General features: G+C 39.0%; 11 protein-coding genes and 1 pseudogene. 6 read left to right on the top strand and 6 right to left on the bottom strand.

Translation table 11 applies throughout. The features are described 5' to 3' along the window. Window positions 1-60: 60 nt before the first annotated feature. Both HMPREF0027_RS07440 and HMPREF0027_RS07435 read right to left on the bottom strand, forming a co-directional pair. Window positions 61-1208, bottom strand: a pseudogene (locus tag HMPREF0027_RS07440) (efflux RND transporter periplasmic adaptor subunit). 99 nt (window positions 1209-1307) lie between these two features. Beyond that, complete coding sequence (locus tag HMPREF0027_RS07435) at window positions 1308-2123, bottom strand: Cof-type HAD-IIB family hydrolase (RefSeq protein WP_005623705.1); 816 nt, start codon at window positions 2121-2123, stop codon at window positions 1308-1310. Between the two features lie 589 nt (window positions 2124-2712). On the opposite strand from HMPREF0027_RS07435, the gene leuA reads away from it, so the two are divergent. The 6 genes from leuA (at window position 2713) to upp (ending at window position 8872) form a co-directional block, all read left to right on the top strand. Beyond that, window positions 2713-4260, top strand: coding sequence for a 2-isopropylmalate synthase (leuA, locus tag HMPREF0027_RS07430; RefSeq protein ID WP_044024365.1), 1548 nt, complete (start codon window positions 2713-2715; stop codon window positions 4258-4260). 330 nt (window positions 4261-4590) lie between these two features. Then, complete coding sequence (rpoE, locus tag HMPREF0027_RS07425) at window positions 4591-5169, top strand: RNA polymerase sigma factor RpoE (RefSeq protein ID WP_005623699.1); 579 nt, start codon at window positions 4591-4593, stop codon at window positions 5167-5169. Between the two features lie 19 nt (window positions 5170-5188). Beyond that, on the top strand, window positions 5189-5818 hold the full coding sequence (locus HMPREF0027_RS07420; RefSeq protein ID WP_044024364.1) for a sigma-E factor negative regulatory protein: 630 nt from the start codon (window positions 5189-5191) through the stop codon (window positions 5816-5818). 227 nt (window positions 5819-6045) lie between these two features. After that, entirely contained in the window at window positions 6046-6474 is a 429-nt protein-coding gene (locus tag HMPREF0027_RS07415; RefSeq protein WP_014991761.1) for a SoxR reducing system RseC family protein, read from the top strand. Window positions 6475-6484: 10 nt separating this feature from the next. Next, entirely contained in the window at window positions 6485-8170 is a 1686-nt protein-coding gene (fadD, locus tag HMPREF0027_RS07410) for a long-chain-fatty-acid--CoA ligase FadD (protein WP_005623693.1), read from the top strand. Window positions 8171-8245: 75 nt separating this feature from the next. After that, on the top strand, window positions 8246-8872 hold the full coding sequence (upp, locus tag HMPREF0027_RS07405; RefSeq protein ID WP_005623690.1) for a uracil phosphoribosyltransferase: 627 nt from the start codon (window positions 8246-8248) through the stop codon (window positions 8870-8872). A gap of 124 nt (window positions 8873-8996) precedes the next feature. On the opposite strand, the gene rsmA is transcribed toward upp, so the two are convergent. From rsmA to hldE, 4 genes are all read right to left on the bottom strand, one after another. Further along, a complete protein-coding gene (rsmA, locus tag HMPREF0027_RS07400) occupies window positions 8997-9866 on the bottom strand; it encodes a 16S rRNA (adenine(1518)-N(6)/adenine(1519)-N(6))-dimethyltransferase RsmA (RefSeq protein ID WP_005623687.1) in 870 nt (289 codons plus the stop codon). Window positions 9867-9919: 53 nt separating this feature from the next. Continuing rightward, window positions 9920-10864, bottom strand: coding sequence for a peptidylprolyl isomerase (locus tag HMPREF0027_RS07395; RefSeq protein WP_005623683.1), 945 nt, complete (start codon window positions 10862-10864; stop codon window positions 9920-9922). Window positions 10865-10948: 84 nt separating this feature from the next. Beyond that, window positions 10949-11488 (bottom strand): bifunctional pyr operon transcriptional regulator/uracil phosphoribosyltransferase PyrR, encoded by a 540-nt coding sequence (gene pyrR, locus HMPREF0027_RS07390; protein ID WP_005623680.1) that lies wholly within the window; start codon window positions 11486-11488, stop codon window positions 10949-10951. 16 nt (window positions 11489-11504) lie between these two features. Beyond that, window positions 11505-12935 carry a bifunctional D-glycero-beta-D-manno-heptose-7-phosphate kinase/D-glycero-beta-D-manno-heptose 1-phosphate adenylyltransferase HldE gene (gene hldE, locus HMPREF0027_RS07385; RefSeq protein ID WP_044024361.1) on the bottom strand — a complete coding sequence of 477 codons (1431 nt, stop codon included), beginning with the start codon at window positions 12933-12935 and terminating at the stop codon, window positions 11505-11507. Window positions 12936-13007 lie beyond the last annotated feature (72 nt).

Raw genomic sequence — 13007 nt, 5'->3', positions numbered from 1 at the left:
GCCAATTAAACAGTCTAACTTTTTGGGGTCAGATCATTTCGACCGCTTGTTTTTTCTAGATTAGAAGGGGCCTCTGCTACGTGGTTGCATACTGATTTGTTCACTGTCTGAACGCTGCGTTGTAATCACTTTTTCACCCTCGGCTACACCGGCTATGATTTCCGTATATCGGCTAACCCTAATTCGACTTTCTTTTTAATTGGTTGATTGTTTTCTAAAACTTGTATAAAGGTTTCGTTACCTTTTTTCTTTAACGCCGATGTCGGCACCACAAGCACGTTTTCACGTTTGGCAATTTCTACTTGTCCTGCACGGTCATACCAATCCGTAAACGTTGTTCAGCATTATCCACTAAAGAATTCGCATAGTAATAAATTGCCTCGGTATTACCGGCTTTTCAGTATATTTGTTTGAGGCACTATCATCACTGAGCGTAGTTAATGCCGGATCAACGCTATCAATTTTGCTGTGATATTTATGATTCGGTTCGGCAAGCGTAGAAAAGGTCATATTTTGCCCTTTTGTTACTTGAGCAATATCACCTTCGGAAATCTCCAATTTGATTAACATTTTTGATAAGTCGGCAACGTGCACAATGGTTGGTGAGGTTTGTGCCGAATTCACGATTTGCCCAACTGAAATTGGAACGGATACAATTGTTCCATCCATTGGTGAGACGATTTGGGTGTAATTTAAATTGGTTCTTGCATCAGCTACCGAAATTTGTGCCGATTTGATTTGTGATTTTGCTTCATCCACACTTGCTTTAGCAGCGGCTAAAGTATTTTTAGCCGTTTCAAGATCGGATTGAGAGGCACTAGCTTGTTTATATAATTTACTCAAACGTGTGTAATTTGATTGTGCTACTTCTAAAGCCACTTGTGCAGAAGATAACTTGGCTTGATAAGAAGCAAGATTGGCTTCTGCCGTGCTTAAACTGTTACTTTGGTTACTAGAGTCAATATCGGCAATCAGATCACCTTTTTTGACCGATTAATAATTTTCCCTGAAACTTGCGCACCAACTTCAGTACGTTTGCTTGCACGCACCGAGCCAGTTGCCAGCACACTTTTATCTATCGTGTTGCGAGTAACCGGTTCGGTTATATAGTGAATTTGTTGCGCCTCATCGCTACTCGAAAAATAGAAGTAACCTGCGGTTGTAATACCCGCAAGCACTAATGCGGTAATGATAGGTTTTAGTTTCATTTGTTTTCCAATTTTAGTGGGTAAAGATCAATAAATAAGCGGTCGTTTTTGACCTGTTTTTTGCAAAATAATTCCGAAATTTGACCGCTTACTTGAAACTTAAATAATACCAAAGGTTGCACGGATATAGCTAGCGACTGCTTCATGTTTGTGATTACCGATTACCTCGTTATGTGGAAGGGCTTGTTTTAGCCTTGGGTCGGCATTCTCCATAATGCAACCTTTGCCGACACGAGCAAGCATTTCTATATCGTTCATACCGTCACCGAATGCTAAACAATCTTGTAAGGTATAGCCTCGTAATCTGGCTAATTCCTCAAGTGCATTCGCTTTACAAACGGATTTATGCATAATCTCTAAGCATAAAATACCTGAGTAAGTAATATAAAGCTGATCCCCGGAATGTTGTCGAATATAAGTCTCGATCGGAATAAGATCTTCTGGTGTTTTCCCGATAAAGAACACTTTTTCCGTTTGTTTTCCGTGATGTTGGCTGAAATCGGTAACTTGATAGGTAAAACCGGAATCTTTGTGATATTTTTTCAGTTGTTCGATATCAATGTTGATAAACCACTCATCGCCTTGATAGGTATTAAGGCACACACGAGTTGGATCAAAAGGTATTTGCATTAATTGAAAGGCAAGTTCTTCGGGAATGTAATGGTTTAGGACGGTATCACCGGAAAGGAAATTAGCTCTTGCACCATTTGAAGTAATTAGCATCGCTTCTTTTAAATCGACTTTATTGATAATGTGTTTCACGTCTGGCAAATTTCGTCCGGTCGCCAGAAAAATATCAACACCTTGAGCAGCAAGTTTACTTAATGTTTCAATCGTAAAATTGCCAATTTTATGTTCTGCATTTAATAAGGTTCCGTCTAAATCTGAAACGATGGCTTTAAATGATTGATTCATTGTTATTTCCTCAAATATTTTTTAGACAATTATTCTGCAAAGGTTAGCAAATTTAAGCTTTATCTTCAAAGAAAATAGTGATTTTACGTTATTTTAACCAAAAATCGTTTAAAAAATCACAAAACGAATAAAAAGTGTAAGGCTTTGTTATTTCTCAAAAGGCATTGCTTTTATTTGGAGGAATAATCTTAATTTGGGATTAATTGCTAATTAATTTATTAAATGAAGAATTTATCACTGTTTTATATTTGAAATTACCAAGAAAACGTTTGCGAGGAGTGAAAAATTCTATTGACCTCACTCTATTTGAGGCTAATATAGCTCTTGTATTTCGAATAACTATGCAAACATAAACACACACAACACAATGGAAAAACTACTTTCTCTTCGACTTCTTCTGTTATCGCATTCTGTGCGAAGATAAAGGTTGGTTGGACGAAAATAGTTCACTATCCACACTTTACCCGCACATCGATGCGGTTTTTTTCTTAACTTTTAAAAGAAATAATAAAAAAGAAAAACGAGTGTTTATCGTAGGTATTTTACTCATTTTAATTAAATCGGTGTTTTAACACTAATGGAAAAGCCCATGAGCAATAACAACATTATTATTTTTGATACGACATTACGTGATGGCGAACAAGCACTAAAAGCAAGTTTAACCGTAAAAGAAAAACTCCAAATTGCTTTAGCACTGGAGCGTTTAGGTGTTGATGTGATGGAAGTAGGTTTTCCCGTGTCATCTGCAGGAGATTTTGAATCGGTAAAAACTATTGCGCAACATATTAAAAATAGTCGTGTTTGTGCATTATCTCGTGCGGTAGATAAAGATATTGATGTTGCAGCGGAGGCGTTAAAAGTTGCAGAAGCATTCCGTATTCACACTTTTATTGCAAGCTCAGCTATTCACGTAGAATCTAAATTAAAACGTTCATTTGATGATGTAGTTGAAATGGCGGTGCATGCAGTAAAACGCGCAAGAAGTTATACCGATGATGTGGAATTTTCGTGTGAAGATGCGGGGCGTACTGGTATCGACAATATTTGTCGTATTGTTGAAGCGGCAATCAATGCGGGTGCAACCACAGTAAATATTCCGGATACGGTCGGTTACTGCTTGCCAACACAATATGGAGATATTATTGCCAATGTGATGAACCGAGTACCGAATATTGATAAAGCGGTTGTTTCAGTGCATTGCCACAATGATTTGGGTATGGCAACGGCAAATTCTCTCACTGCCGTGTTAAACGGTGCGAGACAAATTGAATGTACGATTAACGGTATCGGTGAACGTGCAGGTAATACGGCATTAGAAGAAGTAGTAATGGCAATCAAAACTCGCCAAGATATGTTCAATGGCAAAGATACTCGCATTAACACGCAAGAAATTCATCGTGTTAGCCAAATGGTCAGCCAATTATGTAATATGCCGATTCAGCCGAATAAAGCGATTGTCGGTTCAAATGCATTTGCACATTCATCAGGTATTCACCAAGACGGTATGGTGAAAAACAAAAATACTTATGAAATTATGTCGCCTGAAACAATCGGCTTGAAGAAAGAAAAATTAAATCTTACTGCTCGTTCGGGGCGTGCGGCTGTAAAAAATCATATGACGGAAATGGGATATCAAGAAAGTGACTATGATTTGGATAAACTTTATGACGCATTCTTAAAATTAGCAGATAAGAAAGGTCAGGTGTTTGACTATGATTTAGAAGCGCTTGCCTTTATTGATATGCAAGCCGGTGATGAAGACAGATTACATTTAGACGTAATTACTTCACAAATGGTTAGCGGTTTACCGGCTTCTGCTTTTGTTCAAGTTGAACTTGATGGTAAGCGTGTGAGTGAAGTGTCAAACGGTGGTAACGGTCCGGTAGATGCTGTGTATAATGCGATTCTTAAAATTGTAGGAATGGATATTAAAATGTCGCATTATAACCTTACCGCAAAAGGCGAGGGAGCAGAAGCGCTTGGGCAAGTGGATATTGTGGTTGAACATGAAGGTCGTCGTTTCCACGGTGTAGGTTTAGCAACCGATATTGTTGAATCATCAGCTCGTGCTTTAATTCATGCGATTAATGCTATTTATCGTGCGCATAAAGTTGCGGATTTAAAAGCAAAGAAATAGAAAAAACATCAGAAAATATTAAAAAATAGAAAGAAGCGGTCAGATAGAGTGGTATTTTTACGAAAATCCAGTAAAATCTGACCGCTTCATTTATAGGATAATGATCTTTTTGTTAGCGAAAAATTGAATTTTCTTATACCTGAGCAGTCTAGTAAGCAGCATATATTTGCGTCAATACTGGCTTCTTATGTATTCGGATTAAAATGATTTGTAAATTTTTTAATTAGCCTATTCTTTTAGGAACTTTTAATGGTTTTATATACTAAGTGATATACGATGTGAAAGTGATGAAAGAATATACGCGTAACTAAGTTAGGAGAACGCAGATAGATGAGTGAGCAGGTAGCCGATCAAATTTTGGTTGGGCGTGCACAGCAAGGTGACAAAAAAGCATTTAATTTACTCGTCGTGCGTTATCAAAATAGAGTAGCGGGTCTATTAACCCGTTATGTCGCACGCGATGATATTCCAGATATTGTGCAAGAATCATTTATTAAAGCTTATCGCTCATTAGAGTCTTTCCGTGGAGAAAGCGCTTTTTATACATGGCTTTATCGTATTGCAGTAAATACAGCTAAGAATCACTTAACAGCCTTAGGAAGACGTCCGCCTAAAGAAGATATTTTGGCAGAAGATGCTGAAAGTTTTGATGCAGGTGTACAGCTTCGTGAGGGGGATACGCCGGAAAGTATGGTGTTGTCCGAAGAATTAAAACGTGTTGTTTTCGACACAATTGAGAGCTTGCCTGAAGAGCTTAAAACCGCAATTACCTTGCGTGAGTTAGAAGGGTTAAGCTATGAGGAAATTGCAGAAGTAATGCAATGTCCGGTAGGTACGGTTCGTTCACGTATCTTCAGGGCAAGAGAAGCAATTGATGCAAAAATTAATCCTCTTATGCAGCAGATTTAAGATTCAATCGGAGTTTATTATGCAACAAAGAGAAACCCTTTCAGCTTTTATGGATGGGCATAATGTTGATGATGCATTCATCAATGAATTATGTAACGATCCTGAATTAAAGCAAAAATGGGCTAGCTACCATGCAATTAGCAGTGTTATGCATGGTGACGAAATCATTCTAGGTGATAATTTCTCTGCAAAAATAGAAGCATTGCTTGAAAATGAAGAGATTGAATCTCCATCATTGGTAGCAGCGAATGAGCAGGCCCAGCCAAAAGGTATGTTACTCAAACTTAAACGTTGGGGGACGCCACTTATGCAAGCCGGTATTGCTGCATCTGTGTGTTTAGTTGCAGTGTTGGGTGTGAATATGATGGGAACGGATAATGATATTGCACAAGCAGATCAGCCTGTTTTACAAACTCAACCATTTAGTGATTCGGTTCAGCCTGTAAGTTATAACGCACCTGAAAAAGATGTGCCTACGGCGACTCAATTAGAACAGCAACAAGATAAAATTAATATGTTATTACAAACTAACGAATTACAACGTCGTCCAAATGCTGGCGCAGTAACATTATCAGAAGAACAAAAAGCAAGAGCTCAAACATCTTCAATGGAACCGGCTGAAAATAGTGAAATGCAAAAGACTAACTAAGCTTGAAAGCCTGTCATTTTCGTTTCATTATTAAACAGGTTAAATTATTAGCCTAATTAAGCGGTAAGATTTAGCGAATTTTTTGCAAAAATTTGCTACAATCTTACCGCTTTTTTATTACCTATTCAGACCTCCGTCCTCTAGCCGATGAGAATTAAACGAAATATTATGTTTTTATTCTGCGAATTAAGGCGGTTAGCGGGTACATGATGCAGGAGAACAAAATAATGATGGTTGAAATTGCAACGGTGATTAGTTATCGGAATGGCTTAGCAACCGTACAATGTAGCGCTAAAAGTGCGTGTGGTGGGTGTGCGGCAAAAGAAAGTTGCGGAACAAAATCCTTATCTGCTTTAGCTGGGGAAAAATTTGCACCGAAATTTGAATTAAAGGTAAGTGAACAGCTTGCAGTCGGCGAACAAATTCGAATCGGTCTCGCAGAGCAAACTTTGCTGCGTAGTGTTTTTTGGATCTATGTCATGCCGTTATTGGTATTAATTTTATCAGCGGTCGGATTTTCTCAACTTTTTGCAAATGAATTATTGGTTGTTCTTGCTATGTGTATTTGCACCGGCGGGACTTTTATCGGAATAAAAAAAATGATGAGTCAAATACGGGAAAGCGAGTTTACCCCCGTATTTCTAGGACGGATTTAATGGAGACAATATGGAGAAAATTTGGTTAAAAAATTACCCGGAAGGTTCAGCTCAAACTATTGATGTTAATCAATATGAATCATTACTTGAAATGCTTGAATCTGCTGTGCGTAAGCATCCTGATATTCCGGCCTATATTAATATGGGTAAAGTATTAACATTTCGTAAGTTAGAAGAGCGTAGCCGCGCTTTTGCAGCTTATCTGCAAAATGAATTACGTCTAGAAAAAGGCGAACGAATTGCATTAATGATGCCTAATTTATTGCAATATCCAATCGCATTATTCGGTGCTTTACGTGCGGGGTTAGTTGTGGTGAATGTTAATCCGCTATATACCCCGAGAGAACTTGAACATCAACTTAATGATAGTGGTGCGAAAGCAATCGTTATTGTATCAAATTTTGCAGCAACATTAGAAAAAGTGGTTTTTGATACGAGTGTTAAGCACGTAATTTTAACTCGTATGGGAGATCAGCTTTCTTTTGGTAAACGTACATTGGTAAACTTTGTCGTAAAATACGTGAAAAAGTTAGTACCTAAATATAAGTTACCGCACGCAGTAAGTTTCCGCGAAGCATTAAGTATCGGTAAACAGCGTCAATATGTAAAACCGATGGTTTATAAAGATGATCTTGCGTTTCTTCAATATACCGGTGGCACAACAGGCGTTGCAAAAGGCGCAATGTTGACGCATAGTAGTGTGATTGCAAACGTCCTGCAGGCAAAATGGGTTGCAGAGCCATTGCTTAAGAATGCTCGTGAGCGTATTGCAGTGATTCCTTTGCCTCTCTATCATGTTTTTGCACTTTCTGTGAATTGTTTGCTCTTTATTGAGCTGGGAGTAACGGGATTACTTATTACAAATCCTAGAGATATTCCGGGGTTCGTTAAAGAGCTGAAAAAATACCGTTTTGTAGCATTAACGGGTGTTAATACACTATTTAATGCCTTATTAAACAATGAAAACTTCAAAGAAGTTGATTTCTCAAATTTAAAACTGAGTGTAGGTGGCGGCGCAGCAATTCAATCTGCAGTTGCAAAACGTTGGCACGAATTAACGGGTAGCCATATCATTGAAGGCTATGGTATGACTGAATGTTCACCATTGATTGCGGCAACTCGCTCTGATTCGACCGAGCATACCGGATCGATTGGGATTCCAGTGCCAAATACCGATATTCGTATTGTTGATGATGAAGGGCATGATGTAACAATGGGTGAACAAGGAGAACTTTGGGTAAAAGGTCCTCAGGTAATGAAAGGCTATTGGCAGCGTCCGGAAGATACGACAGAGGTTTTAAAAGATGGCTGGATGGCAACCGGCGATATTGTGGTAATGGGCGAAGATCTGAATTTACGCATTGTTGATCGTAAAAAAGATATGATCATTGTTTCCGGCTTCAATGTCTATCCGAATGAAATTGAAGATGTTGTTGCGCATAACCCGAAAGTAAACGAAGTGGTTGCAATTGGCGTGCCAAGTAAAGCATCAGATGAAGCAATTAAAATCTTTGTAACTAAAAAAGATGAGAGCTTAACGCGAGAAGAATTACGTAACTATTGCCGCCAGTATTTGACCGGCTATAAAATTCCTCGAGAGATTGAATTCCGAGATGAATTGCCAAAGAGCAATGTTGGTAAGATTTTACGTCGTGTATTGCGAGATGAAGAATTAGCAAAAGCACAAAGCGTATAAATAGATTTAGGAGAAGCAGAGGATAAAACTCTGCTTATAGCATAAAGTTAGCATTTAAATGCTTAGGAGCCACAAATGAAAATTGTAGAAGTTAAACATCCATTAGTAAAACATAAATTAGGCTTAATGCGAGCAGCGGATATTAATACCAAAGATTTCCGTGCATTAGCGACAGAAGTGGGTAGTTTATTAACATACGAAGCGACAACTGATCTTGAAACAGAATTAGTAGAAATTGACGGTTGGTGTGGTAAGGTCGAAGTTGAACGTATTAAAGGTAAAAAAGTAACCGTGGTACCGATTTTACGTGCAGGCCTAGGTATGATGGATGGCGTTTTAGAACATATCCCAAGTGCGCGTATTAGCGTTGTTGGTATTTACCGTAATGAAGAAACGTTAGAGCCGGTACCGTATTTCACTAAGTTAGCGAATGATGTAGAAGAGCGTTTAGCGATTATTGTGGATCCAATGTTAGCGACTGGTGGTTCAATGATGGCAACCATTGATTTATTGAAAAAAGCAGGTTGTAAACAAATTAAAGTGCTTGTGCTTGTTGCTGCTCCGGAAGGGATTAAAGCGTTAGAAGCTGCACATCCAGATGTAGAATTATTTACCGCTTCAATTGACAGCCACCTAAATGAGCATGGTTATATTGTTCCGGGGCTTGGTGATGCCGGTGATAAGATTTTCGGTACAAAATAATTTCAAGTAAAAGATAAAAAACCTAAGAGAAATCTTAGGTTTTTTTATATCTACAAAATTATTTATCTTGTAACAAGCGGTTTGATTTGTAAAATTTTTTACAAATTTAACCGCTTGCTTAAGGCTAAATATCTTCGTCAACAATTTCTTCTTGATTATCCACTGCCGGAGGATTGTCATATAGCCAGTTAGCTAAGCGAGCATAGTCCGCAATACTTAAATTTTCTGCACGTGCATTTAAGTCAATATTCAGCGCTTCTAACTGCTCAGGGCTAAATAAGGTTGAGAGAGCATTACGCAACGTTTTACGGCGTTGGTTGAATGCTTGTGTAGTGACACAGTTTAACCAATACACGTCTTTTACCGGATGCGGTAATACTTTATGCGGCATTAAACGCACTACAGCAGAATCTACTTTTGGTGCCGGTTTAAATGCAGTCGGTGGCACTTCTAATACAGGTATTACTTGACAATAATATTGTGCCATAATGGTTAAACGACCATACGCTTTACTATTTGGTGCTGCACATAAACGTTTTACCACCTCTTTTTGCAACATAAAGTGCATATCTTGAATCAAATCGTGGAATTTGAATAAGTGGAACATTAACGGTGTTGAAATGTTATACGGTAAGTTACCGAATACTCGAATACCTTCGCTTTCGTTTAATTCAAGGCTTTCAAAATATTCACGGAAATTAAAACGTAACGCATCTTGTTCGATAATCGTTAATTTGTGATTTAAGAACGGGTGATGACGTAAACGCCCGGCAAGATCTCGGTCTAACTCAACAACCGTTAATTTATCCACTTGCTCAGCAACAGGTTCGGTTAACGCACCTAAACCCGGACCGATCTCAAGTAAAAACTGACCGTTTTTAGGATTAATAGCAGACACGATATTATGGATAACATTCATATCGTGTAAAAAGTTTTGGCCGAAGCGCTTACGAGCGGTATGGCCTAAGTGTTTTTTAGAATTTGGAGAACTCATTTTAACTCTTTAGAAATAAGGAAAGAACCTCGCAGTCGCGAGGTTCTCAAAAATTATTTAACGTATTGAACGTTAGCTGTTTTTCTTAACGCTTTCACCCAGTCTCTAGAGGCTTCTTGCGCTTGCTTATCAACTAATTGCTCATAAGCGCGCTGGTGATATGCATCTTCAGTGCGGTCGCCTTGTTGGCTACCGGTTACTTTAAGAATATGCCAACCAAACTGAGATTTGAACGGCGCAGTAATTTGATCTTGTTTTGCCATGCTTGCCGCTTTAGCAAATGCAGGATCGTAAATATCTAAGAAATTATATCCTAAATCGCCACCATCCGCTGCAGAAACATAATCAACAGAGTTTAATTTCGCCGCTTGTTCGAAAGTTGTTTTACCAGCATTAATGTCTGCGGTAATCTGCGTTAATTTTGCTTTCGCTTGCACATCGTTCAGAACGGGGGTCGTTTTTAACAAAATGTGGCTAATACGGTATTGATTGCCGGTAACGGTTTTTAATTTACCGATTGCTTTATCTTGTGCTAATAATTCTTGCGCACGCGCTTGAACATCTTGTGGTTGCACTTGAATTGATTTTCCGATGCTAATATTACGTACTTGTTCCATTGCCATTTGTTGAGCAATTTGTTGACGGTATTGATTTAATGTAATGCCTTGATAATCTAATGCATCCAGTAATTGACCGTAAGTAATGCCGTTACGAGCTGCAATTTGTTCAATTGCTTGATCTACATGAGCATAATTGACTTTTACACCAGCTTCTTTGACAGCTTTTTGAATTAATACGTCATCAATAGCTTGCTCTACAGCCGATTTATGTTGGGCTGCCGTAGCATTTTTGCCAAGTAAGCGTTGTACATCGCTTTCCATCACCGGTACACCGTCCACTGTTGCTACGACACGTTCTTCCCATGCCATTGCCGATTGTGAAATACCGACTGCTGCAACCAATGTCAGTAATAATGATTTTGCAGAGATTAATTTCATTTGTTAATTCCCTTAAAGATTAAAGATAAGCCCTAAAGCCAGTTAGAGCAAAATTCAGAAAAAAGGTTCATACGGAACATCGTTTTATTCATTATTTGCTCGAATTAAAGCGACTTGATTTGCACCGTCATAATGTTGAGTCCTTACTTGAACCTGTTCATTACGAGCAGTTGGGATATTTTTCCCGACATAGTCGGCTCGAATCGGTAGCTCACGATGACCTCTATTGACCAGAATAACCAGTTCAATACGAGTCGCCCGCCCGAAATCTAATAAAGCATCTAATGCTGCCCTAATTGTTCGTCCAGTAAAGAGTACATCATCAATTAGAATTACATTCTTGCCTTCAATATCAACTTGATCTTCCGTACCGGTATAAATCGGGTCTTGATGAATAAAATTTAAGTCATCACGATAAAAGGTGATATCTAAAGCCATTAAGGGCAATTCTGTTTGTGAGAGTTCCGATATCCTTTTTTGTAACATTTCAGCAATTTCAGCGCCACGGCGTTTTATTCCAACTAAAACCAAATTATCTAACGAAGCGTGCTTTTCGATAATTTGGTGAGAAATACGTGAAATCGTGCGCTGAAACTGCTCGGCATCAATAATAATTTTTTCCATTATCGGGTGAAGAGGCTTATTTTGATGCTTGAATTTTCTTGATGACGTTTGTTGTTGAACAACCGTTCTCAAAATTTAATACTTTAACTTCACCGCCATTTGCCCAAACTTCTTGACTGCCAGCAATCTCTTCAGGTTTATAATCACCACCTTTGACTAATAAGTTAGGTAAGATTTCACCGATAAGACGTTGAGGCGTATCTTCCGCAAAAGGTACTACCCAATCCACAGAAGCTAAACCGGCAAGTACCGCCATACGAGCGCTTAAATCGTTAATTGGGCGAGATTCACCTTTTAAGCGTTTCACCGACTCATCGGTATTTACCGCCACAATTAAACGATCGCCTAGTTTCCGTGCATTTTCTAAGTAAGAAACGTGTCCCGGATGTAAGATATCAAAACAACCGTTGGTCATCACAATTTTCTCGCCACGTTGTTTTGCTTGTTCTACAGCACGTTTTAATTCATCTTCCGCTAAAATCCCGAAGCCCGTTTCTTCACGATGATGAATCGCATTTTCTAACTCAGTTGGTGTGACGGTCGAAGTACCTAATTTACCTACAACCACACCAGCCGCTGCATTTGCTAAATAACACGCTTCTTCGTAAGGACGACCGTCGGCAACCGCAGTGGCAAGTACACTGATTACCGTATCGCCAGCACCGGTTACGTCATAAACTTCTTTCGCTTGTGTCGGTAAATGGAACGGTGCTTGGTTTGGACGTAATAACGTCATACCTTTTTCCGAACGAGTCACTAATAATGCGGTTAATTCGAAATCAGCAATAAGTTTTAAGCCTTTCTCTACAATTTCATCGTCATTTTTGCAGTGACCAACTACCGCTTCAAACTCAGACATATTCGGTGTTAAGAGCGTTGCACCTCGATAACGTTCAAAATCGGTACCTTTCGGGTCAATGAGTGTCGGTACGCCGGCTTTACGTGCTACTTGAATCATTTGTTGTACTGATTCAAGCGTACCTTTGCCGTAATCCGATAAGATTAATGCGCCATAAGCGGTAATTTCTTGCTCAAGTTTTGCAAGTAGAGAATCGCTTGCAACATGATGAAAGCCTTCTTCGAAATCTAAACGTAATAGTTGTTGATGACGTGACAGAATACGCAATTTGGTGATGGTTGGGTGTGAATCCAATGCAACACAGTGGTTTTGGATATTATGTGAATTGAGTAATTTATCTAAAGCACGGCCGGCATCATCTTGCCCGATTAAACCGTGAAGGGCGACCGGTACACCAAGGTTGGCAATGTTCATTGCCACATTTGCCGCGCCACCGGCACGTTCTTCGATATCTTGTACTTTTACCACCGGCACCGGTGCTTCCGGTGAAATACGGTTTGTCGCACCAAACCAGTAACGGTCTAACATTACATCGCCAAGTACAAGCACTTTAGCATTATTAAATTTCGGAGAGTATTGCATCATCATAGTTAATTTCTCAATTAAATGATAGCACACGTTTGTGACGAGTGCCTTACACCTTGTTCAGTCATAATACCC

This window comes from Actinobacillus ureae ATCC 25976 (genome assembly GCF_000188255.1).
GTDB lineage: Bacteria > Pseudomonadota > Gammaproteobacteria > Enterobacterales > Pasteurellaceae > Actinobacillus > Actinobacillus ureae.
Note: the sequence above shows the minus strand (reverse complement) of the source record. Positions and strands in the feature narration are given on the sequence as shown.

What these genes read in the sequence shown, in the direction of transcription:
- HMPREF0027_RS07435 (WP_005623705.1), bottom strand. Translation starts at nt 2,123, where the DNA reads ATGAATCAATCATTTAAAGCCATCGTTTCAGATTTAGACGGAACCTTA.
- leuA (WP_044024365.1), top strand. Translation starts at nt 2,713, where the DNA reads ATGAGCAATAACAACATTATTATTTTTGATACGACATTACGTGATGGC.
- rpoE (WP_005623699.1), top strand. Translation starts at nt 4,591, where the DNA reads ATGAGTGAGCAGGTAGCCGATCAAATTTTGGTTGGGCGTGCACAGCAA.
- HMPREF0027_RS07420 (WP_044024364.1), top strand. Translation starts at nt 5,189, where the DNA reads ATGCAACAAAGAGAAACCCTTTCAGCTTTTATGGATGGGCATAATGTT.
- HMPREF0027_RS07415 (WP_014991761.1), top strand. Translation starts at nt 6,046, where the DNA reads ATGATGGTTGAAATTGCAACGGTGATTAGTTATCGGAATGGCTTAGCA.
- fadD (WP_005623693.1), top strand. Translation starts at nt 6,485, where the DNA reads ATGGAGAAAATTTGGTTAAAAAATTACCCGGAAGGTTCAGCTCAAACT.
- upp (WP_005623690.1), top strand. Translation starts at nt 8,246, where the DNA reads ATGAAAATTGTAGAAGTTAAACATCCATTAGTAAAACATAAATTAGGC.
- rsmA (WP_005623687.1), bottom strand. Translation starts at nt 9,866, where the DNA reads ATGAGTTCTCCAAATTCTAAAAAACACTTAGGCCATACCGCTCGTAAG.
- HMPREF0027_RS07395 (WP_005623683.1), bottom strand. Translation starts at nt 10,864, where the DNA reads ATGAAATTAATCTCTGCAAAATCATTATTACTGACATTGGTTGCAGCA.
- pyrR (WP_005623680.1), bottom strand. Translation starts at nt 11,488, where the DNA reads ATGGAAAAAATTATTATTGATGCCGAGCAGTTTCAGCGCACGATTTCA.
- hldE (WP_044024361.1), bottom strand. Translation starts at nt 12,935, where the DNA reads ATGATGATGCAATACTCTCCGAAATTTAATAATGCTAAAGTGCTTGTA.